The organism is Streptomyces botrytidirepellens (assembly GCF_003721215.1).
Lineage (GTDB): Bacteria > Actinomycetota > Actinomycetes > Streptomycetales > Streptomycetaceae > Streptomyces > Streptomyces himastatinicus.
Map to the genome: position 1 here is coordinate 1 of NZ_RIBZ01000303.1, position 20,884 is coordinate 20,884.

Annotated in this window: 17 protein-coding genes and 1 pseudogene; 9 read left to right on the forward strand and 9 right to left on the reverse strand. The window is 73.5% G+C overall.

From position 1 onward, the window contains the following. Positions 1–314 (forward strand): annotated as a pseudogene (locus EEJ42_RS25365) (hypothetical protein); the annotation flags it as partial. Next, entirely contained in the window at positions 311–979 is a 669-nt protein-coding gene (locus EEJ42_RS25370) for an ABC transporter (protein ID WP_123103239.1), read from the forward strand. The pseudogene EEJ42_RS25365 and the gene EEJ42_RS25370, both read left to right, overlap by 4 nt. 50 nt (positions 980–1,029) lie before the next feature. On the opposite strand, the gene EEJ42_RS25375 is transcribed toward EEJ42_RS25370, so the two are convergent. Both EEJ42_RS25375 and zapE read right to left on the reverse strand, forming a co-directional pair. Continuing rightward, positions 1,030–2,442, reverse strand: coding sequence for an alkaline phosphatase PhoX (locus EEJ42_RS25375; protein WP_123103241.1), 1,413 nt, complete (start codon positions 2,440–2,442; stop codon positions 1,030–1,032). A gap of 122 nt (positions 2,443–2,564) precedes the next feature. Continuing rightward, a complete protein-coding gene (gene zapE, locus EEJ42_RS25380) occupies positions 2,565–3,671 on the reverse strand; it encodes a cell division protein ZapE (RefSeq protein ID WP_123103243.1) in 1,107 nt (368 codons plus the stop codon). 66 nt (positions 3,672–3,737) lie between these two features. Here zapE and EEJ42_RS25385 point away from each other — a divergent pair, with 66 nt between their 5' ends. From EEJ42_RS25385 to msrB, 4 genes are all read left to right on the forward strand, one after another. Further along, the gene (locus EEJ42_RS25385) at positions 3,738–4,535 is read left to right on the forward strand and encodes a pyrimidine reductase family protein (protein WP_123103245.1); all 798 of its coding nucleotides are present in this window, start codon (positions 3,738–3,740) and stop codon (positions 4,533–4,535) included. An 86-nt stretch (positions 4,536–4,621) separates the two neighbouring features. Beyond that, positions 4,622–5,107, forward strand: a complete 486-nt coding sequence (locus EEJ42_RS25390) for an indole-3-glycerol phosphate synthase (RefSeq protein ID WP_184503267.1) — start codon at positions 4,622–4,624, stop codon at positions 5,105–5,107. A 151-nt stretch (positions 5,108–5,258) separates the two neighbouring features. Then, positions 5,259–6,728, forward strand: a complete 1,470-nt coding sequence (gene murC / locus EEJ42_RS25395) for a UDP-N-acetylmuramate--L-alanine ligase (protein ID WP_123103249.1) — start codon at positions 5,259–5,261, stop codon at positions 6,726–6,728. A gap of 14 nt (positions 6,729–6,742) precedes the next feature. After that, on the forward strand, positions 6,743–7,150 hold the full coding sequence (gene msrB / locus EEJ42_RS25400) for a peptide-methionine (R)-S-oxide reductase MsrB (RefSeq protein ID WP_123103251.1): 408 nt from the start codon (positions 6,743–6,745) through the stop codon (positions 7,148–7,150). Between the two features lie 6 nt (positions 7,151–7,156). Here msrB and treZ read toward each other — a convergent pair whose 3' ends face one another. The 3 genes from treZ to lpdA all read right to left on the reverse strand — a co-directional run bounded on the left by treZ (position 7,157) and on the right by lpdA (position 11,541). Beyond that, entirely contained in the window at positions 7,157–8,932 is a 1,776-nt protein-coding gene (gene treZ / locus EEJ42_RS25405) for a malto-oligosyltrehalose trehalohydrolase (protein WP_123103253.1), read from the reverse strand. A gap of 93 nt (positions 8,933–9,025) precedes the next feature. Continuing rightward, entirely contained in the window at positions 9,026–9,934 is a 909-nt protein-coding gene (locus EEJ42_RS25410; RefSeq protein ID WP_123103255.1) for a GNAT family N-acetyltransferase, read from the reverse strand. A 194-nt stretch (positions 9,935–10,128) separates the two neighbouring features. Beyond that, a complete protein-coding gene (gene lpdA / locus EEJ42_RS25415) occupies positions 10,129–11,541 on the reverse strand; it encodes a dihydrolipoyl dehydrogenase (RefSeq protein ID WP_123103257.1) in 1,413 nt (470 codons plus the stop codon). Positions 11,542–11,629: 88 nt separating this feature from the next. Here lpdA and EEJ42_RS25420 point away from each other — a divergent pair, with 88 nt between their 5' ends. Further along, positions 11,630–12,544, forward strand: coding sequence for a LysR family transcriptional regulator (locus EEJ42_RS25420; RefSeq protein WP_123103259.1), 915 nt, complete (start codon positions 11,630–11,632; stop codon positions 12,542–12,544). Positions 12,545–12,640: 96 nt separating this feature from the next. On the opposite strand, the gene EEJ42_RS25425 is transcribed toward EEJ42_RS25420, so the two are convergent. The 3 genes from EEJ42_RS25425 to treY all read right to left on the reverse strand — a co-directional run bounded on the left by EEJ42_RS25425 (position 12,641) and on the right by treY (position 16,852). Next, positions 12,641–13,030 (reverse strand): VOC family protein, encoded by a 390-nt coding sequence (locus EEJ42_RS25425; protein WP_123103261.1) that lies wholly within the window; start codon positions 13,028–13,030, stop codon positions 12,641–12,643. Positions 13,031–13,186: 156 nt separating this feature from the next. After that, positions 13,187–14,287, reverse strand: a complete 1,101-nt coding sequence (locus EEJ42_RS25430; RefSeq protein WP_123103263.1) for a lytic polysaccharide monooxygenase — start codon at positions 14,285–14,287, stop codon at positions 13,187–13,189. A 147-nt stretch (positions 14,288–14,434) separates the two neighbouring features. After that, the gene (gene treY, locus EEJ42_RS25435; RefSeq protein WP_123103264.1) at positions 14,435–16,852 is read right to left on the reverse strand and encodes a malto-oligosyltrehalose synthase; all 2,418 of its coding nucleotides are present in this window, start codon (positions 16,850–16,852) and stop codon (positions 14,435–14,437) included. A gap of 188 nt (positions 16,853–17,040) precedes the next feature. Here treY and EEJ42_RS25440 point away from each other — a divergent pair, with 188 nt between their 5' ends. After that, positions 17,041–17,499 carry a hypothetical protein gene (locus EEJ42_RS25440; protein ID WP_123103266.1) on the forward strand — a complete coding sequence of 153 codons (459 nt, stop codon included), beginning with the start codon at positions 17,041–17,043 and terminating at the stop codon, positions 17,497–17,499. Positions 17,500–17,514: 15 nt separating this feature from the next. Here EEJ42_RS25440 and glgX read toward each other — a convergent pair whose 3' ends face one another. Further along, on the reverse strand, positions 17,515–19,653 hold the full coding sequence (glgX, locus tag EEJ42_RS25445; protein ID WP_123103268.1) for a glycogen debranching protein GlgX: 2,139 nt from the start codon (positions 19,651–19,653) through the stop codon (positions 17,515–17,517). 242 nt (positions 19,654–19,895) lie between these two features. On the opposite strand from glgX, the gene EEJ42_RS25450 reads away from it, so the two are divergent. Further along, a complete protein-coding gene (locus tag EEJ42_RS25450) occupies positions 19,896–20,705 on the forward strand; it encodes a Tat pathway signal sequence domain protein (protein WP_246097363.1) in 810 nt (269 codons plus the stop codon). Positions 20,706–20,884: the final 179 nt, after the last annotated feature.

Below are 20,884 nucleotides of genomic sequence, written 5' to 3' on the forward strand. Positions count from 1 at the left end.
CGCCGGTGGCCCGGGCGCTGCCGGAGCCCGGCGAGCCCCCGACCGCCGCCGGACCACGGGTCCGCATCGAGGCCGAGCCCCCGCCGGGAGCCGCCCTCACGCCGGACCTCCCCGGCGCGCCACGGCACGAGCCCGCGGCCGGCACCGAGGCCGGGCAGCCCACCGGCCCGGGCCGCGATCCGCGGGTCGTACGACTGACCGTCGGGGCCGCGGACTCCGATGACCTGCTTCGGGCCCTCCTCGCCGCCCGGCCGCCCTGGCACATCCGCGCGGTGGCCGACGTTCCCGCCGATCCGGATCCGGAGGCCTCATGATCGCCCTGCTGCGCTATCAGGCCGCGCTGCTGGTCCGGTCGCAGCGCTGGCTGCCGCCGTTGCTGCTCTACGTCGCCTTCATGGGCATCGGGGTGCAGGCCGGGCAGCCGATCCTGGACTCCTTCGGGTTCGCCGCCGCCGGGGTGCTGCCGGTCGCCGCCTGGCTGGTGCGGGTGTGCGTCACCAACGAGCCCGCCGCGGCGCGGGCCTGCGCGGCCGCCGCGCAGAGTCCGGGCCGGGTGCACTTGGCCGGGGTGCTGACCGCGCTGGGCGCGGCGGTCGTCCTCGGGGGTGCCGGGACGCTGTTCGTCGCGCTGGTCGGCGATCCGCGCAGTGCGGACGGCCGGGTCGGGGTGCCCGTGGCCCCGGCGACCGTCGCCGGGCTGCTGGCCGCGCTCGCCTGCGCGCTGCTGGGCACGGCCGTGGGCGCGCTGTGCAACCGGCCGCTGCTGCGCCGCCCCGGCTGGGCCGTCCTGTCGACCGCGCTCGCCGCGCTGCTGGTGTCCGTGGTCGGCGCCTCGCCCGCGAACGCCGCCGTATCGGGGCTGGTCAACGGCTCGCGCAGCGGCACCGTGACCATGCCGCTGGTGCCCCTCGCCGCGACCGCCGTGCTCGCCGCCGGGGCGACGGCGATCGCCTGTGTGCTCAGTTCGCGGCGGCACTGACACGGAGCCTCCTGCCCCGTCCGTACGGGGCGGGAGGCACAGCGCACCGCTCAGTGCTGCCAGGGCCCGGTGATCGCGAAGGTGGTCCCCGGGGTGTAGCAGTTCACGTACATCGTGCGGCGGTCCGGGGCGAAGGTGACGCCCGCGAACTCACCCCACTCGGGCTCCTCATCGGTGCCGATGTTCTGGCGTCCGCGGGCCATCGGGTAGACCTCGCCGCGCCGGGTCAGCCCGAAGACGTGCTGCGCGCCCTCGCCGTCCTCGCACACCATCAGCCCGCCGCTGGGCGCGAGGGTGATGTTGTCGGGTGAGTCGCCGGGCAGCTGGACGTCCGTGTCCGGCCCGAAGACGATCACCAGGGTGAGCCGGTGCCGCTGCGGGTCGTAGCGCCAGATCTGGCCGAAGTGGTCGGCGGCCGAGCCGTCCGCGCTCTTGGCGAAGCTGGAGACGAAGTAGACCGACGTCCCGCCCCAGTAGCAGCCCTCCAGCTTCTGGGCGTGGGTGATGCCGCCCAGGCCGAAGTCCTGGAAGCGGATGGGGGTTTCGGTCGCGAGCGGATCGGGGACGGTGACCCACTCGATGCCGCTGAAGGACGTCCCCGGCTCCTGGACGGTGGACAGGTCGGCCACCCCCGGCACCCGCAGGGCCTGGAGCTTTCCGCCCGCGCGCAGCGACCCGGTCCCACCGAGGGGTTTGCGGGGCAGGAAGCGGTAGAAGAGCCCGAAGGGCTTGTCGAAGGCGTCCTCGGTCTCGTAGACGACCCCGCTGCGCGGGTCGACGGCGATCGCCTCGTGCTGGAAGCGGCCCATGGCGGTGAGCGGTACGGCGCCGGTGCGGCGCGGATCGTACGGGTCGACCTCGAAGATGAACCCGTGGTCCTTGGTGTAGCCGTTCGTCCCGGCCTTGTCCTCGGTCTCCTCGCACGTCAGCCACGTGTGCCAGGGGGTGGAGCCGCCTGCGCAGTTGACGGCCGTTCCGGCGATGGCGACCCGCTCCGATTGCACCCGGTTGGCGGAGTCGAGCGCGAGGGCGGTGCAGCCGCCCATGCCCATCGGGTCGTAGGTGAGGCCCTTGACGGCGGGGACGCGGATCGCGGCGTCCTTGCGGTTCTCATGGTTGCGGACCAGGTGCGTACGGGCACCTGCGCCGCTCGACCGGTCCGGGAAGGCGGCCATGCCGTCGCAGTGGCTGGGGACCTTGCCCTCACCGGAGCGCAGCGCGTCGCCCTCGCGGGACAGCACGCGGTAGCGGAAGCCCTCGGGGAGGTCGAGCAGGCCGTCCGGATCGGGCACGAGCGGGCCGTAGCCGCCGCGCCCGGCGGCGTCCCCGGCCGCCGTGGCCGCCCGGTCCGGGCTGTCGGCCGTGGCCGTACCGGCGAAGAGTTCCTGGATGCTGCCGGTGAAGGCGATGGAGGCGCCCAGCGCACCGGTACGGCCCAGGATCTGACGTCGTGTCGCTGACATGCGGTAACTCCCTGCTGGCGGACAGGAAAGATGACCGCACGTGTGTATCACGCGGCCCCGGCGCGCGGGAACCATCTGATCAATACGACGCGCGGGTGGCCCGGCCGGACACCCCCTGGCCCCTACGCCTCGGCCAGTTGCCTCGCGTCCCGGGCGAGCGCGGTGAGGCGGGATATCGCCCGGAAGTACTTCTTGCGGTAGCCGCCGTTCAGCATCTCCTCGCTGAACAGCTGGTCGAACGGCACCCCGGAGGCCAGCACCGGCACCTCGCGGTCGTACAGCCGGTCGGCCAGCACCACCAGCCGCAGCGCGGTCGACTGGTCCGGCACGGGGCCGACCCCGGTCAGGCAGACGGCCTGGACGCCGTCGCACATCGCGCCGTAACGGCTCGGGTGCACCTGGGACAGGTGCTCCAGCAGGGCGGGGAAGGCGTCCAGGGAGGCGCCGGGGGTGCGCTTGGCCGCGCGGGTGACCACCTCGTCGGCGTGCGGGGCGGGGGCCTCGGGCAGCCCGCGGTGGCGGTAGTCCTCGCCGTCGATGCGCACCGGCTGGAAGTGCGCGGACAACCCCTGGATCTCGCGCAGGAAGTCGGCGGCGGCGAACCGGCCCTCGCCGAGCTTGCCGGGGAGGGTGTTGGACGTCGCGGCGAGCGCCACGCCCGCCTCGACCAGCTTGCCCAGCAGGGTCGAGACGAGGACGGTGTCGCCCGGGTCGTCCAGCTCGAATTCGTCGATGCACAGCAGCCGGTGCTCGCTCAGTGTCTTCACGGTCTGCTGGAAGCCGAGCGCGCCGACCAGGTTCGTCAGCTCCACGAAGGTGCCGAACGCCTTCCGCTCGACCGGGGCCGGGGTGGCGTGCCACAGGGAGGCCAGCAGATGGGTCTTGCCGACGCCGTAGCCGCCGTCGAGGTACACCCCGCGGGGGCCGCTGGGGGCGGCGGGCTTGGCCGCCCGGCGGAACCAGTGTCTGCGGCCGCCCTTGCCCGCGCCCGCCCCGCCGTCGCTCAGCCGCTCGGCGAAGCCGCGCAGCACGGTGACGGCCTCGGCCTGGCTGGGCTGGTTGCGGTCGGGGATGTAGTTGTCGAAGCTCACCGTGGCGAACCGGGGCGGCGGCACCATCTCGGCCACCAGGCGCTCGGCGGGCACCTGCGGCGCGCGGGCGGTGAGGGCGATGGGGGCTTCGGCGGCTATTGAGCCTGCCGAGCCGGACGTGGTGGTTGGTGCAGACACGGGTGTCCAGGGTAGTCGCTTTTCCCCGGAGGACCGTCCCGGAGGGAGCCATGTCACACTGCGGCCATGCGACGCCTGTTCCCCTTGCCGACCGAACCGTCCGTTCCGCCCGCCGCCCCGGACCGCGAGTGGGGGCTCGACGAGCTGGCCGAGGCGTACGCCTACCCGGAGCGGCCGCAGAGCGTCTCGGGGGCGTATCTACGGGCCAACATGGTGTCCTCGCTGGACGGCGCCGCGCACCACGACGGCCGGTCGAAGCCGCTGTCGTCCGAGACCGACATGCGGATCTTCGGGATGCTGCGCGGGCTCGCCGACGCGGTGGTCGTCGGCGCCGAGACCGTGCGCCAGGAGGGCTACCGGCCCGCCCGCGCCCGGGAGGCGTTCGCCGAGCGCCGGGCCGCGCTCGGGCAGCCCCCGGCGCCCGCGATCGCCGTGGTCAGCGCGAGCCTGGAGCTGGACTTCGCAGCTCCGCTGTTCACCGAGCCGCTGGTGCCGACCGTGGTGATCACCGGCGCGCAGGCCGCGGAGGACCGGGTCGAGGCGGCGAAGGCGGCCGGGGCCCGCGTGGTGCGCGCGGGGTCCGGGCCCTCGGGGCGGGTCGACGTGGCGGCGGTCCCGGCGGCCCTCGCCGAGCTGGGCCACACCCGGCTGCTGACCGAGGGCGGCCCCAGGCTGCTGGCGCAGTTCGTGACCGCCGGGGTGCTGGACGAGCTGTGCCTGGCGGTGGCCCCGCTGATGGTCGCGGGCGACGCGGCCCGGATCGCGAACGGTCCCCTGGCGGCGGAACCGGAGCAGTTCGCTCTCGCTTCCGTGCTGGAGGACGCCGGTTTCCTTTTCACCCGCTACCGTCGGATTTACCCATAGTTTTGCGCTAAACGGACTGCATTCCTACCGCTTCGATGAAGGCTTGAAGAACGAGAAGGGCGCACGCCGTGTTCACGAGCATTTTGATGATCGAAAAGCCGCTGACCCCTGCCGACGTGGAGTTCGTCACTACCCTGCACGGCGATGACCAGGTCTCCTTCGTCGTGCTGATGCAGCCCCGGGGCAGCAAGGACCGGCTGCTCCGCGCCATCGACGACATCGCCCTCGGCGAGCTGGAACAGGCCGCACAGGAAGGCGAGGAGCCGGAGGGCAGCGCGGCGCTGGAGCCCGCCGAGCGGGCGCTGAACCACTCGGTGGCGGCCCTGCGCGCGGCGGGCAGCGAGGCCCGCGGCCACGTCGTGCAGCGGCGCCCGCTGGACGTCCTGCGCGGGGTGGTGGAGGAGACCGGCGCCGACGAGGTGATCGTCCTCACCGCGCCGCACTTCGTGGAGGAGTTCTTCCACCGCGACTGGGCCTCCCGGGCGCGCCACAAGGTCGGCGTCCCGGTGCTGAAGCTGTTCTCGCACACGGACGGCGAGGTCGGCGAGGGGCAGGCCACCGCGGGCGGCTGAGCGCCGTACGGACGGCGTACGGACGGCGTACGGGAGACCGTACGGAGGGCGTGGGCGAGACCGTGCGGACGGCGTACGGGAGGGACGCGGCGGGGTGCGAGAATCGGGCGGACAGAACCGAGAAGACCGCTCACCCAGGGGAGACCCGTACATGGCACCGGCCGGCATTGCCCCCGACGCGCTGGACCGTCCGCATTTCATCGGCATCGGCGGCGCCGGTATGTCGGGCGTCGCGAAGGTCCTCGTCCAGCGCGGCGCGCGGGTCGCGGGCAGTGACTCCAAGGACTCCCCGATCGTGGCGGCGCTGCGCGAGCTGGGCGCGACCGTGCACATCGGGCACGCCGCCGGGAACGTCGCGCCCGACGCCACCAGCGTCGTCGTCTCCAGCGCCATCCGCGCCGACAACCTGGAGCTGGTCACGGCGCGCGAGCGCGGCATCCCCGTCGTGCACCGCTCCGACGCGCTGGCCGCCCTCATGGACGGCCACCGCCCGATCGCGGTCGCCGGTACGCACGGCAAGACGACCACGACCTCGATGCTCGCCGTCTCGCTGCGCACCCTCGGCCTCGACCCGTCGTACGTGATCGGCGGGGACCTGGACGTGCCCGGCTCCAGCGCCGAGCACGGCGGCGGCGAGATCTTCGTCGCGGAGGCGGACGAGAGCGACCGCAGCTTCCACAAGTACGCGCCCGAGGTCGCGATCATCCTCAACGTGGAGCTGGACCACCACGCCAACTACGCCTCCATGGACGAGATCTACGACTCGTTCCGGACCTTCGTGGAGCGGGTCCGGCCCGGCGGCACCCTGGTCATCTCCGCCGATCACCCCGGGGCCCGTGAGCTGACCGCCAAGGTCGCGGGCCGCGAGGACTTGCGGGTGCTCACCTACGGTGAGGCCGCCGACGCCGACGTGCGGGTCCTGGACGTCGTCCCGCACGGGCTGACCAGCGAGGTCACCGTGCGGCTCGCGGAGGCCCTGGGCGGCGGCTCGGGGAGCGGGGAGATCACCTTCACCGTCTCCGTGCCCGGCCGCCACTACGCGCACAACGCCGTCGCCGCGCTCGCCGCGGGCGCCGCCCTCGACGTCCCGGCCCGCGAGCTCGCTCCCGCGATCGCCTCGTACACCGGCGTCAAGCGGCGCCTCCAGCTCAAGGGCACCGCGGCCGAGGTGCAGGTCATCGACTCGTACGCGCACCACCCCACCGAGATCGCCGCCGACCTGGAGGCGATCCGCGGCGGCGCCGGGGAGGGCCGGGTCCTGGTGGTCTTCCAGCCGCATCTGTTCAGCCGTACGCAGGAGCTGGGCGCCGAGATGGGCGAGGCCCTGGCGCTGGCCGACGCCTCCGTCGTCCTCGACATCTACCCGGCCCGCGAGGACCCGGTCCCCGGCATCACCAGCGCCCTGGTGATCGACGCCGCCGCCCGCCACGGCGCGGACGTGACCGCCGAGCACGACCGGTCCGCGATTCCCGGCCTGATCGCCGGAATGGCCAAGCCCGGTGACCTTGTTCTCACCATGGGCGCGGGCGACGTCACCGACCTCGGTCCGGAGATCCTCGCCCGTCTACAGACGCGGCGAGCCCGGAGCGCCCTGAGGAGCCCGGCGAGCCGGGAGAGCTGAGGAGGGTCCCGACCATGGCGTACGAGATCGACAAGCCGGATGAGCAGTGGCGCGCGGAGCTGACCCCGCAGGAGTACCACGTCCTGCGCGAGGCGGGCACCGAGCGCCCCTTCACCGGTGAATACACCGACACCAAGACCGAGGGCGTCTACTCCTGCCGGGCGTGCGGCGGGGAGCTGTTCCGCTCCGAGACGAAGTTCGAGAGCCACTGCGGCTGGCCGTCCTTCTACGACCCCGCGGACTCGTCCGCGGTCGAGCTGATCGACGACCGCTCGCACGGCATGGTCCGCACCGAGGTGCGGTGCGCCCGCTGCGGCTCGCACCTCGGCCATGTCTTCGCGGGCGAGGGCTATCCGACCCCGACCGACCAGCGGTACTGCATCAACTCCATCTCGCTGCGGCTCGCCCCCCAGGAGGGCTGACCCCCTCTAGGGAGGGCTGACCCTCAGCACGACGGCCGTCTCCGGCGGCAGCCGCACCGTGCCGTCCCGGCCCGGCGGCTCGACCGGCCGCCAGGCGGCGACCACCTCGGGGACCGTCTCGGGGACCGCGGCGGGGCGCGGCTCCAGCCGGGCGTCCGCCGGGCGGTCGTGCGGGTTGAGGACGACGCACAGCGGGCCGCGCCGGAAGCCGAAGCAGTCCGGCCCCGCCGCCAGCGGGGTGCACGACCAGGCGGGGTCGGTCAGGGCGGGTTCGGCGCGGCGCAGCGCGATCAGCCGCCGGTGCCAGTCCAGCAGCGCCCGGTGCGGCTCCCGGTCCGGCTCCGTCCAGTCCAGGCAGGACCGCAGCCGGGTCGCCGGATCCTGCGGGTCCGGGATGTCCGCCTCCGCCCAGCCGTGGGCGGCGAACTCGCGGCGGCGGCCGCGCCGTACCGCGTCGGCCAGCTCCGGGTCCCGGTGGTCGGTGAAGTACTGCCAGGGCGTCCCGGCGCCCCACTCCTCGCCCATGAAGAGCATCGGGGTGAACGGCGCGCACAGCACGACGGCCGCCGCGCAGGCCAGCAGCCCGGGGGAGAGCCGGGCGGACAGCCGGTCGCCGGTCGCGCGGTTCCCCACCTGATCGTGCGTCTGGGCGTAGCCGAGGAGCCGGTGCGCCGGGGTGGTGAGCGGGTTCAGCGGGCTGCCGTGGCGGCGTCCGCGGAACGCCGAGTACGTACCGTCGTGGAAGAAGCCGCCGCCCAGCGTCTTGGCCAGGGCTGCGGGCCCCGCGGCGGCGAAGTCGGCGTAGTAGCCCTGCCGTTCGCCGGTGAGGAACGTGTGCAGGGCGTGATGGAAGTCGTCGTTCCACTGGGCGTGCAGACCGTGCCCGCCCGCCTCGCGCGGGGTGGTGGTGCGCGGGTCGTTCAGATCCGACTCGCCGATCAGGAACAGCGGGCGGCCGACCTCGGCCGCCAGCGCGTCCACCGCGGCGGACAGCTCGGCCAGGAAGTGCCGGGCCCGGGTGTCGTGCAGCGCGTGCACGGCGTCCAGCCGCAGCCCGTCCAGCCGGAAGTCGCGCAGCCAGGCGAGCGCGCTGCCGATGAAGTACGCGCGGACCTCGTCGGAGCCGGGCGCGTCCAGGTTGACCGCCGCGCCCCACGGGGTGTGGTGGGTGTCGGTGAAGTACGGCCCGAAGTCCGGCAGCCGGTTGCCGGACGGGCCCAGGTGGTTGTGCACCACGTCCAGGACGACGCCGAGGCCGTGCCGGTGTGCGGCGGCCACGAACCGGGCCAGCCCCTCGGGGCCGCCGTACGGCTCGTGCACGGCCCACGGCGCGACCCCGTCGTAGCCCCAGCCGTGCGTCCCGGGGAACGGGCACACCGGCATCAGCTCCACGTGTGTGACGCCAAGACCGGCCAGATGCGGAAGCCGTGCGGCGGCCGCGTCGAAGGTGCCCTCCGGGGTGAACGTCCCGATGTGCAGCTCGTACAGCACCGCGCCCGGCAGCGGCCGCCCGAACCACTCCCGTTCCCACGGGAACCGGGAGGGGTCCACCACCGCGCTCAGCCCCTCCGGGCCGTCCGGCTGGCGGCGGGAGCGCGGATCGGGCAGCGGGGGGCCGTCGTCGAGCGCGAAGCCGTAGAGCGACCCGTGCCCCGCCGCGGCCTCGGTCCGCCACCAGCCCTCGCGGCCGGGGTCGCGTTCCATGGGCTGCGTACGGCCCTCGCCCCGGACGACATGAAGCCCCACCTGTCCGGCATGCGGTGCCCACACCTCGAACAGCACTGACGTCTCCTCACATCGTCCTGCGGGTTCGGGACCATGCTGGGGGATACGGCACCGGGCGCGCAGCAGGACGACACCGGCCACGCGCCGGTCTCAGACCAGGTCGATGCGCTCCTGGGTGACGGGATAGCCCGCCTTGGCGAAGTGCGCGGCCATCGGCCGGTTGCCCCGGTCGGTCGCGGCGGCGATCTTCGTCGCGCCCCGTTCCACCAGGTCGTGGGTGCACTCCACGAGCAGGTCGTACGCGTACCCGTGGCCGCGCTGCCCGGCCACGACCCCGATGAAGCCGACGCACGGCCCGGCCGGATTGTGCGCGGGCACCTGGATGCCGACCAGCTCCCCGCCCGGCGTCCACGCCAGCCGCCACCAGTCGCGGGGCGACGGGAACCAGTGGAACAGCCGCAGGTTCTCGCGGACCGCGGCCTCGACGCCGCCCTCGGCGATGGTCCGCCGGTCGTGCGCGTCCAGCGTGCCCTGGTGGACGCGGCGCAGTACGTCGGCGATCACCGCGTCGTCGGGCTCCGGCCGGAACTCCAGCCGTCCCGGCCGCTCGGGCAGTCCGAGGCCGGGCGTCCATTCGTAGCGGTAGCGCTCGACCAGGGGGGTGAGCCCGCCCGCCACGGCCGCGTCGACCCGGGCCCGCACCGCCGCGCTCTCGTCCGGCCGGTCGCGCCAGCCGGGCGGCGCCAGCAGGGCGTACTCGGTGCGCAGGGGCGCGGTGCGCAGCAGCTCCGCGGCGGCATCGGCCTCGCCCTCCGCGAAGTCGAACCAGTCCAGGGCAATGGGCGCGTCGTCGTCCGGCCCGCCCCACCACGCGGCGCGGGACACGACCCGCTCCCCGCGCAGCGCCACCCAGGTCCACTCCGGGCGGTACTCGCCACCCCGGCCGACGGTGGCGTAGGTGTGCCCGAAGCGGCCCCGGCCGACGAGCGCGGGGACGGACAGTGCGTGGAACAGATGCGCGTCGCTCTCGGTGAGCGCGCGGATGACCAGTCCGGTCATGGGGTTCCTTCCAGGAGGCGTACGCGCTCCCGGTCGGATCGCCTGATCAGACGGGGGTACGCCCGGGAGGGAAGGGGCGGGAGCGCGGAATGACGAACGTACGCATGGCTCTGCGCCTCCTTCCTCGGTCACGGGCGTGATGGGCACCCTAAGCGCGCCCTCGGGACCCCGTCCACGCAATTTCCGTCATGGGGTCACTGCTGGTGCAACCCCCGCCCCGCCAGCGTCAGATACGCCTCGCCGACCGCCTCCGAGAGGGTGGGATGCGGGTGGATGTGCTGGGCCACATCGGCCGGTTCGGCGTCCCAGCCGACGACGAGCTGGCTCTCGGCGATCATCTCCGAGACGTGCGGGCCCACCAGATGGACGCCGAGGACGCGGCCGCCCGGTCCTTCGGCCACCACCTTCACCATGCCGCCCTGACCGTGCACCATGCCCTTGGCGACGGCGGTCAGCGGCATGGTGTTGGCGACGGCCTCGCCGCCCGTACGGTCCCGGGCCTCGGCCTCCGTGAGCCCCACCGAGGCGGTCTGCGGGCTCGAATACGTCACGCGCGGCACCGCGTCGTAGTCCACGGGCCGGGGAGAGCCGCCCGCCAGCGTCTCGGCCACCAACAGCCCCTCCGCGAAAGACGCGTGGGCCAGCCCCGGGGACGGCGGCGGCAGCACGTCGCCCACGGCGTGGACGCCCGGCACCGCCGTCTCCAGCCGCGACCAGTCGGCGGGCGCGAGGAAGCCGCGCGCGTCGGTGGCGAGCCCGGCGGCGGCCAGGTCCAGCCCGTCCGTCACCGGTGCGCGGCCGACGGCGACCAGCAGCCGCTCGACGTCCAGCTCGCTGGTGGCTCCACGCCCCGTACGGACGGTGGCGCGCACCCCGTCCTCGTACGGCTCGGCCCCCTCCAGCCGGGCCCCCGTCAGCACCTCCACGCCGCGCTTCTTCAGGCCGCGCGTCAGATGACGGCTGACGTCCGCGTCCTCCAGCGGCAGCAGCCGGTCCGCCGCCTCGACCAGCACCACCCGCGCGCCCATGGAACGGTGCAGCGAGGCGTACTCGACCCCGATGGCGCCGCCGCCCAGCACCAGCACGGACGCCGGGAGGCCGGGCGCGAACAGCGCGTCGTCGCTGGTGACGACCCGCCGCCCGTCCGGCGCCAGGCCCGGCAAGGTGCGGGGCCGGGACCCGGTCGCCACGACGACACCGCGGCGCGCGGTCCACTCCCCGTGCCGCGCGATCCGTACCGTGCGGGGACCGGTGAGGGCGGCGTCGCCCCGGACCACCTCGACACCCGCGTGGGAGAGATGCCCCTCCACCCCGCGGTGGTTGCGGGCCACGATGTCGTCGCGCGTCGCGGTCAGCGCCGCCCAGTCCACCGACTCCAGCGTGGCCTTCACCCCCCAGCGCTCCCGCGCCTCCGCGATCCCGTCCACCAACTCGGCCGCGTGCAGCATCGCCTTGCTCGGGATGCAGCCGCGGTGCAGACAGGTCCCGCCGATCAGATCCCGCTCGGCGAGGACGACCCGCAGGCCCAGGGCGGCGGCGCGCAGCGCGGTGCTGTAACCGCCGGTGCCGCCCCCGATGACGATGACGTCCGTCTCATGCTCATGCATGGACCCAGACTCCGCCCGGGGAATGCCATGAGTCCAAGGCATTGTCTCCATGAGACCCATGAACAACCTTCATGCCCGGGGGAGCCGCATGAGCCTACGTCAGATGGAATACCTGGTCACGGTCGTCGAGGAGGCGTCCTTCACCCGCGCCGCCGAACTGCTGGGCGTCACCCAGTCCGCGCTCTCCCACCAGATCAAGGCCCTGGAGCGGGAGGCGGGCGGCCCGCTGCTGGAGCGCCTGCCGCGCGGCGTACGGCTCACCCCCATGGGGCGCGCCTTCCTCCCGCACGCCGAACTGGCGGTGCGCAGTGCGGGCCGGGCCTGGCGCGCCGCCCACGCCGCCGCCGGGGCGGAGGGCGGCGAACTGCACCTCGCGACGCTGCACGCCCTCGCCGTCGGCGTCCTCCCCGCCCTCTTCGCCCGCTGGCGCCGCGAACGCCCGGGCATGCGCCTGGTGGTGCACGAGTACGCCACCGGCGAGGAATTGCGCGACGCCATGGAACACGGCGTCGCGGACCTCGCGGTCGGCCACCGCCCGAAGGGCTGGCCGGGCCCCGTGGTGTCCCTGGGCGAGGAGGACGTGGTGGCGGTCGTGGCCCCGGACGACCCCCTGGCCGGGCGGCACGTCATACGCCTCACGGACCTGGCCGACCGTGAGTGGGTGCGCTGCGCCCTGGAACCCGTCGTCGACGGCCGCCGCTTCCTCGACCTGGCCTGCGAACGCGCCGGGTTCACCCCGCGCACCGCCGTCGACACCGAACACAGCTCCACGGCGGTGAGCATGGCCGCCGCCGGGGTCGGGGTCCTCATCACCACCGCCCACGCGGCGGCGCGGCACGACTGCGTGACGCTGCCCCTGGACCCACCGTGGCGCCGCGAGGTGACGGCGTTCTCCCGAGTCCGCCTCACCGGCGCGGCCGCCGCGTTCGTCACCCTGCTCGGCCGGGCCGGTCTGCCGTCCGCGGGACGAAGGCCACTGCCCGCCCCCGAGCACACGCCCTGAACGCCGAGCCGGGGACGCACGCACCAGGGCCGGCGCCACCACCCCCCGCGGGGTCCGGCGTATCCATGCGATCACGCGGTACGGGGACAACGGAACTCAGCTCCGACGACGGCCCTCGACGCAGAACCGGTTGCCTTCCGGGTCGGCCAGCACCACGTACGGCCGCGCTCCCGGAGGCGGGGTTTCCGGATAGTGCTGCCAGTCGACAGGCCGCGCTCCCAGGGCCACGAGGCGGTCCACTTCGTCCTCCAGGTCGCGGTCACCGGCGTCCAGGTCGAAGTGGATGCGAGGGAACGCTTCCGCGGGACTTTCGCTCTCGTCCATGGCGATGGCGACTCCGGACGCGCCCGGTGGCGGTTCCAGGACGATCCAGTCATCTCCTTCGTAGCGTGGCGGCCGTTGCACGTATCCCAGTGCCTGCCGCCAGAACTGGCTCGCCCTCTTGTCGTCGTTCACGCCTAACGACACCTGTTTGATCGTCGTCATGCCTGCACAGTAGGCGGGGCGTGAGGACGGCAGCACCAGTGGAACGCGACAGGGCCGGTCTGCCGGCCGGAGGGGACGGGGGCGGCAGACCGGCTGGGTGAGGTGCACCTGATAGATCAAGGAGCGGATCAGGGCACCCTGGGCGGTTCGGGGTGGTCAGTGCACCATGCAGATCGGGGCGGCCGCGGTGTCCGGGGAGCCGCCGCTGGCGACGTAGCCGAAGGTGGTCGAGGCACCGGCGGCCAGGGAGCCGTTCCAGTCGGCGTTGGTGACCGAGGCCGCCGTACTGGTGGTGGTCAGCTTGCCGTTCCAGACGCTGTCGACCCGCTGGCCGGAGGGCAGGGTCCAGTCGACCATCCACGAGGAGATGGGCGTGGCGCCGGTGTTGGACACCGTCACCTCGGCCTGGTAGCCGCCGTTCCAGGTGCCGGTGGTCTTCTGGGTCGCGGTGCACTTGGCGGTGGGCGGGTCGGTGGGGTCACTGCCGCCGCCGGAGCTCGCGCCCGGGACCGTCACTTCGCCGTTGCCGCCGTCGAAGACCACGTCGGAGCAGCTGTAGAAGGTCTCCTGGCTGTCGGAGCGGGTCCAGACGGTGTAGATGATGTGGCGTCCGCTCTTGCCCGAGGGCAGGGTGGCGTTCCACGTGTACTTGCCGTCGACCGTGCCGACCTGGCCGGACAGCGGCGGGTTGGTCACCGTGTCGAACGGCTGGTCCTCCAGGTCGTTCCACGTGAGCGGCTTCGTCGGGTCGATCGGGTTCTTGGTGACGTAGCTGCGGAACGAACCCGGGTGCGCGGCCCAGGCGTTGTACGAGAACTGCATCGACTTGCCCGAGGTCAGGTGGGTCACCGGCCAGGAGCTGCTGCCCAGGTCGAAGCCGGAGAAGTCGTAGACGGTGGCGGCGCCGCTGCACAGCTTGCCGTCGGGGATGAAGCCCTTGGTCCGGCCCGCGCCGTCCGAGCGGAGCACCGCGAACCAGTTGTAGAACGGCGTCGCGCCGCTCTTGTCGAACGCGGCCTTGCACGCCGGGTTGGTCGGCTTGACCTCACCGGTGCTGGAGAGGCTGTACTTCCAGCACAGATAGGTGCGGCTGCCCGGCGCCATGGGCGCGCCGTGGGCGGAGGCGTTGCCTCCGGAGAAGAAGACAAGGCCCAGGGCGGGCAGCACGGAGAGCAGTACCAGCAGGGCGGATCTGCGGGCGCGGGGGCTGCCCGGCGGGTGTGGGGGGCGTGCGGGGGCCAGTAATCGTCGAGCCATGGCGCTGGTCTTCCCTTCGACGTGATCGGGTCAGAAACCGTCGATATGGGAGCGCTCCCAATTTCCTTGTGAACGTAGCGCGCGGGGGTGTGACTGTAAATGCTTCAGGACGCGAACCCGCGCGCCCGTCCTCAGGTCCGGACCACCTCAGGTCCGGACCAGGAGGGCCACCGGGAGCCGGTCCAGCAGGTCGCCGAGCGGGGCGGGCCCCTCCGCCGTGCGGTCGGTCAGCAGGTCCCGCCAGGACCCGGGAGGGAGGGGGAGGCGGGTGCGGGGGTCCCAGCCCCCCGCCTCCGCCAGGCGTCGGGAGAGGCGGGTGGTGACGGTGATCGCGCCCCCGTCACGGCTCTCACGGTCCGTTCGCAGGAACGCCAGGCAGTGGGCGGCCGCCGGGCCTCCGGCGATCAGGGGCGTGTACGCACTCCCGGGGCCGAACCACTCCGGGTGGTCCCGGCGCAGCCGCAGCGCCGCCCGGGTGAGCAGCAGCTTCTCGGCGGACAGCCCGTCAGTCGCCGGGGTGTCCGGGGTGGGCGGGCGGCGGTTGTCGGGGTCGACCAGGGCGCGGTAGCCACGCTCGGTGTCCGTGTACAGGTCGGGCACGCCCGGCATGGTCAGGTGCAGCAGGGCCGCGCCGAGCGTGTTGACCCTGGCGGGGGCGGCGATGTCGGCGCCGAAGGCGTCCAGCGCCGCCCACGCCGGGGAGGCGGGGTTGCCGGGCCCCGCCGCCAGGAAGGCGGTCACGGCGTCCTCGTAGGCGGCGTTCTGCTCGGTCCAGGTCGTGTGCAGCCCCGCCTCGCGGACCGCCTTCAGCACCGCCGGTACGAGGCGTTCCGCGTCCGCGGCGCCCAGGCCGAGCGCGGTCTGCCAGGCGGTCCAGGCGAGCTGCGGATCGGGGGCCTCCGGCTGCGCCGACAGGTCCGCCAGCAGCCGCGCCCACCGGGCCGGGGTCTCGGTGAGGGCGGCGATCCGCGCCCGTACGTCCGCGCTGCGCTTGGTGTCGTGGGTGGACAGCACCGTGCCGGTCGCCGGCCAGTCGCGCAGGAGACGGGCGGCGAAGGCGTGGAACTCCTCGGGGGAGACGGCCGGGTGCCCCGGGTCGCCGCCCACCTCCGCCGCCGAGAGCAGCGGGGTGTAGCGGTAGAAGGCGGTGTCCTCGACGGACTTGGCGCGCAGCGCGGCGGCGGTCTGGGCGAAGCGGGCGCAGAAGTCGCGGTGGTCCGGGCCGTCGCCGAGCCTGCCGAGCGCCGCGTCCCGTACGGTCTCCACCGCCCGGCGCTCCGCCTCGACCGTGGAGGCGGGGAAGGCCGTACGGGCGTCCTCCGCGGCCCGGTGCAGCATCTGCCCGTCTGCCTCGCCCGCCGGAGCGTCGACGGTGGCGTACGGCCGGTACACCGGCAGCCGTACCAGCAGCGCGCGGATCGCCGTGCGCAGCGCCCAGGGCGCGTGGTCGCGCAGCGGCGGCGCGGCGGCGCAGATCCGGGAGGCGGTGCGGGTCAGGCGCTCGACCTCGGCGGCCAGTTCGTGCGTCACGACGTGCCGCGCGGCGCGGCGGACGGTGGCCGTCCAGTCGCCGCCCCGGTCCGGCGGGGCGGCGGTGAAACTCCGGTAGGCCGCGGTCAGCTTCGCCAGCCCGTCCGGGTCGACGAAGAGGCCGTCGATGTGGTGCAGCGCGTCGTAGCCGGTCGTCCCGGCGACGGGCCAGTGGGCGGGCAGCGGTTCGTCCCGGGCGAGGATCTTCTCCACGACGGTCCAGCGGCCCTCGCCGCCCGTCGCCGCGCGCACCGCCTCGTCCAGCGCCCGCAGGTAGCCCCCGGGGTCGGCGAGACCGTCCGGGTGGTCCACCCGCAGCCCGTCGAGCACCCCGTCGCGCAGCAGTCCCAGCAGCGTGCCGTGGGTGGCGTCGAAGACCTCCGGGTCCTCGACGCGCACCGCGATCAGCTCGGAGATGGTGAAGAAGCGGCGGTAGTTCAGCTCGGTGCGGGCCAGCCGCCACCAGCCGAGCCGGTACCACTGGGCGTCCAGCAGTTCGGCGAGCGGCAGCCGCTCGGTGCCGGGCCGCAGCGGGAACGCGTGGTCGTAGTAGCGCAGCACCCCGTCGTCGCCGGGCCGCAGCCGCTCCCACTCGTCGCCGAGCGGCCCGCCGAGCACGGGCAGCAGCACCTTGCGGCCGTGCTCGGCCCAGTCGATGTCGAACCACCGCGCGTAACGCGACACGGGCCCGTCCCTCAGCACCTCCCACAGCGGCCCGTTGAGCCGCTCCGGCACGGGCACCGCCATGTGGTTCGGCACGATGTCGGCGATCAGCCCGAGGCCGTGCGCCCGGGCCGTACGGGCGAGGGCGCGCAGTCCCCGCTCGCCGCCCAGCTCCGCCCGTACGGCGGTGTGGTCCACGATGTCGTAGCCGTGGGAGGACCCGGGCCGGGCCTCCAGCACGGGCGACAGATGCAGATGGGAGACGCCGAACGAGGCCAGGTACGGCACGGCCCGCTCGGCGGCCGCGAAGGGGAAGCCGGGCTGGAGCTGAAGCCGGTAGGTGGCGGTGGGCACGGTGCGGTCAGCCGTCATATGAACGTACGTACCCACACGGGGCGCCCGTTGAGATGCCGCACCCCCATCCGGGCGCACCGGTGTGCCGGTATGGCGCGTTCCGCTCCGGCGCGGCCCCGGCGGTCGCAGCGAGGTGAGCGCGGTAAAGTCCGCGGTCACGTCCGCTGAGCCGAGAACACCACCGTCCGTCGTGGGGGGATGCAGAAGTGCCCGTCCCGGGTGACCCGCCGATCTGTTCCCCGCTGTGCGTCTCCCGCGCGCAGCGTGCCGTCGCCGCCGCGCTCTGGCACTACACGGCCGCGCCGGTGGCCAAGCCGTACTCCGTGCGCGGCTGCGTCCCGGACGGGGACGAGGCCGCGGTGACGGTCGCGCTGTGGACCGGCCCCGCGGCACGGGAGAAGCGGAACCTCTTCTTCTACGTCCCGCTCGTCTCCGGCGGCCTGCCCGTTCCGGCGGTGGGCGTAGTGGCGGGCCTCATGCGGCTGGGCCGGGGCACGCACGTGTTCGGCTCCGGCGGCCGCCGTTTCGACGGCAAGCGCGTCCTCAACGGCAGCGGGCTGGTGGAGGGACGGGACGCGCCGTGCCTGTGCGGGGGCACCGGCGAGCAGGAGGGGCCGCGCGGCTTCTACTTCGAGCGGCCCGGCGAGCCCCAGCGCTACGGCTGAGGCCCCAGGCCCGCGTCACGCCGGGCGCTGGAGGACCATCAGGCTGCGGTCCACCAGGGTCAGCCGGTCGCCCGCTGCGACCTTCTGGCCGCTGCCCGGCTCCACGCCCCCGGGGGCCGCGGTGTCCACGATGACCTGCCACTGCTTGCCGTGGTCGACGGGCACGACGAAGTCCAGCGGCTCGTGGTGGGCGTTGAACAGCAGCAGGAACGAGTCATCGGTGATGCGCTCGCCCCGCACACCCGGCTCGGAGATCGCGTTGCCGTTGAGGAACACCGCGAGGGACTGGGCGTGGGCGGCCTGCCAGTCGCGCTGGCGCATCTCCTCGCCCTCGTGGGTGAACCAGGCGATGTCGGACAGCTCGTCGTGGGTGCCCTCCACCGGGCGGCCGTGGAAGAAGCGGCGGCGGCGGAAGACCGGGTGGTCGCGGCGGAGCCAGATCAGCGAGCGGGTGAAGCGCAGCAGCTCCAGGGCCTCCCGGTCGCCCTCGGCGGCGTCCTTGCCGAGGACGGGCCACCGCACCCAGGAGGTCTCGTTGTCCTGGCAGTACGCGTTGTTGTTGCCGCCCTGGGTGCGGGCGAACTCGTCGCCGTGGCTGAGCATGGGCACGCCCTGGGAGAGCATCAGGGTGGCGATGAAGTTGCGCATCTGGCGGCTGCGCAGGGCCCGCACCGCGGGGTCGTCGGTCTCGCCCTCGACGCCGCAGTTCCAGGAGCGGTTGTAGCTCTCGCCGTCCTGGTTGGACTCCCCGTTGGCCTCGTTGTGCTTCTCGTCGTAGCTCACCAGGTCGCGCAGGGTGAAGCCGTCGTGGCAGGTGACGAAGTTGACGGAGGCGAGCGGGCGGCGGCCGTCGTTCTGGTACAGGTCGGAGGAGCCGGTGAGCCGGGAGGCGAATTCGGCCAGGGTGCGCGGTTCACCGCGCCACAGATCGCGCACCGTGTCCCGGAACTTTCCGTTCCACTCGGTCCACAGCGGCGGGAAGTTCCCCACCTGGTAGCCGCCCTCGCCGACGTCCCACGGCTCGGCGATCAGCTTCACCTGGCTGACCACCGGGTCCTGCTGCACCAGGTCGAAGAACGACGACAGCCGGTCCACCTCGTGGAACTGGCGGGCCAGCGTCGCCGCCAGATCGAAGCGGAAGCCGTCCACCCGCATCTCGGTCACCCAGTACCGCAGCGAGTCCATGATCAGCTGGAGGACGTGCGGGCTCCGCATCAGCAGGGAGTTCCCGGTGCCGGTGGTGTCCATGTAGTACCGCCGGTCCTCGGTCAGCCGGTAGTACGAGGCGTTGTCCAGCCCCCGGAACGAGAGCGTCGGGCCCAGGTGGTTGCCCTCGGCGGTGTGGTTGTAGACGACGTCGAGGATGACCTCGATGCCCGCCTGGTGCAGCGCCCGCACCGCCGACTTGAACTCCAGCACCTGCTGCCCCCGGTCGCCCCAGGACGCGTAGGCGTTGTGCGGGGCGAAGAAGCCGATGGTGTTGTAGCCCCAGTAGTTGGCGAGCCCGGAATCGACCAGCCGGTGGTCGTGGACGAACTGGTGTACGGGCATCAGCTCCAGCGTGGTGACGCCCAGCTCCGTCAGATGCTCGATGATCGCCGGATGGGCCAGTGCCGCGTAGGTCCCGCGCAGCTCCTCCGGGAGCCGCGGATGGCGCATCGTCAGGCCCTTCACATGGGCCTCGTAGATGACCGTGCGGTGGTAGTCGGTGCGCGGCGGCCGGTCGTCGCCCCAGTCGAAGTACGGATTGACCACGACCGAGGCCATCGTGTGGGGCGCCGAGTCCAGGTCGTTGCGCTTGTCCGGGCGGTAGAAGTGGTAGCCGTAGACCTCCTCGCCCCAGTCGATCTTGCCGCTGATGGCCTTGGCGTACGGGTCCAGCAGCAGCTTGGCGGAATTGCAGCGGTCGCCGTTCTCCGGTGCGTACGGGCCGTGGGCCCGGAAGCCGTAGCGCTGGCCCGGCATGATGCCCGGCAGATAGGCATGGCGGACGAACGCGTCGGTCTCGCGCAGCTCGACCGCCGTCTCCGAGCCGTCGTCGTGCAGCAGACACAGCTCGATGCGCGTGGCGGCCTCGGAGAACACCGCGAAGTTGGTTCCGGCGCCGTCGTACGTGGCGCCCAGGGGATAAGCGTGTCCCGGCCAGACCTGCATACGCCGACTCTTCCACTTCTTCTCCCGGGGCCGCGAGCACCGCGGGCCCCGGCCGGAACCGACCGACGACGCATCCTTTCCCAACTGGGGCGGGAGAACGGCGGTTTCAGCGGAACTTCCTCAAAGGGGAGGCAACCTACGGCCATATCGGTTCGTCCTACCGGGTGACCTTGACGTATGCGATTTCCCGTTATGCGGGGGCATACATCGTGATGCGGCGACAGGGGGGATTGGGGAAGAATGTGCGCACGGTGAACCATCGCCATCTGGGCAGAGTGCTGGCGGGCGCGGCCGTGGCCGCCACGGCGACGGCGGTCTTGATCGGGGTGACACTGCCGGACAGCGCGTCCGGCGGGGAGGGGTCGGGCGGCGGACCGCAGGGTTCCGCGGCGGAGCAGGGGCAGGCGGCCCGCCAGCTGCCCGGCGTGGTCGAGTCCCCGCCCGCCCAGGGGAAGACCGGCAAGGGCCGGGACCCGCTCACCGACGCCGAGCTGAAGCGCGCCCGGACGCTCACGCTCGGCCAGTCCTTCCGGGAGAGCGGCGAGGACGTCACCGGCGGCAAGGGCCCGGAGCAGCTCTCCACCGACCTCGCCGAACTGACGCCCGACGAGGTCGGCGCCGCCGCCCCGCCCCGCCGGGCCGACGTCACGTACTACGACTACAGCGACGACACCTATGTGACGAAGACCGTCGACCTGGGCTCCGGCAAGGTCGAGCGCACCGACACCCAGCGCGGCGTCCAGCCGCCGCCCAACCGGGACGAGGCGCGCGAGGCGGCCCGGCTCCTGATCGCCGACAAGCTCGGCCAGGAGCTGAAGAAGGACTTCAAGGACGCCACCGGCAAGGCGCTGACCAGCCCCGACCAGCTGACCGTCACCGGCTTCGTCTACCGCACGGGCGTGGACGGCCCCGGTCCCGCCGCCACCCGGGACTGCGGCAAGCACCGCTGCGTACGGCTGTTCACCAAGGTGACGGACGGCGGCCCCTGGATCGACACCCGGCAACTGGTGATCGACCTGAGCGCCCGCTCCGTCGCCCGGCTGGGCTCCTAGCCCGCCCCGTACATCGCGTCCCTCGCACCCTCTCCCCTTCAGCGACAGGAGTCACCCATGCCTGAAAGAAGGCTGCGCCGGGCCCGTGCCCGGTTCGCGGCGGTCCTCGGCGCCTCGGCGCTGGTCGGCTCGGCGGCGGTCGCCGCCGGACCGGCCCAGGCCGCGCCGCGGGTACCGGC

Bases quoted from the DNA above. Each gene is read 5' to 3' on its own strand.
- EEJ42_RS25370 (WP_123103239.1), top strand. From the start codon at position 311: ATGATCGCCCTGCTGCGCTATCAGGCCGCGCTGCTGGTCCGGTCGCAG.
- EEJ42_RS25375 (WP_123103241.1), bottom strand. From the start codon at position 2,442: ATGTCAGCGACACGACGTCAGATCCTGGGCCGTACCGGTGCGCTGGGC.
- EEJ42_RS25385 (WP_123103245.1), top strand. From the start codon at position 3,738: ATGCGACGCCTGTTCCCCTTGCCGACCGAACCGTCCGTTCCGCCCGCC.
- EEJ42_RS25390 (WP_184503267.1), top strand. From the start codon at position 4,622: ATGATCGAAAAGCCGCTGACCCCTGCCGACGTGGAGTTCGTCACTACC.
- murC (WP_123103249.1), top strand. From the start codon at position 5,259: ATGGCACCGGCCGGCATTGCCCCCGACGCGCTGGACCGTCCGCATTTC.
- msrB (WP_123103251.1), top strand. From the start codon at position 6,743: ATGGCGTACGAGATCGACAAGCCGGATGAGCAGTGGCGCGCGGAGCTG.
- EEJ42_RS25410 (WP_123103255.1), bottom strand. From the start codon at position 9,934: ATGACCGGACTGGTCATCCGCGCGCTCACCGAGAGCGACGCGCATCTG.
- lpdA (WP_123103257.1), bottom strand. From the start codon at position 11,541: ATGCATGAGCATGAGACGGACGTCATCGTCATCGGGGGCGGCACCGGC.
- EEJ42_RS25420 (WP_123103259.1), top strand. From the start codon at position 11,630: ATGAGCCTACGTCAGATGGAATACCTGGTCACGGTCGTCGAGGAGGCG.
- EEJ42_RS25425 (WP_123103261.1), bottom strand. From the start codon at position 13,030: ATGACGACGATCAAACAGGTGTCGTTAGGCGTGAACGACGACAAGAGG.
- EEJ42_RS25430 (WP_123103263.1), bottom strand. From the start codon at position 14,287: ATGGCTCGACGATTACTGGCCCCCGCACGCCCCCCACACCCGCCGGGC.
- treY (WP_123103264.1), bottom strand. From the start codon at position 16,852: ATGACGGCTGACCGCACCGTGCCCACCGCCACCTACCGGCTTCAGCTC.
- glgX (WP_123103268.1), bottom strand. From the start codon at position 19,653: ATGCAGGTCTGGCCGGGACACGCTTATCCCCTGGGCGCCACGTACGAC.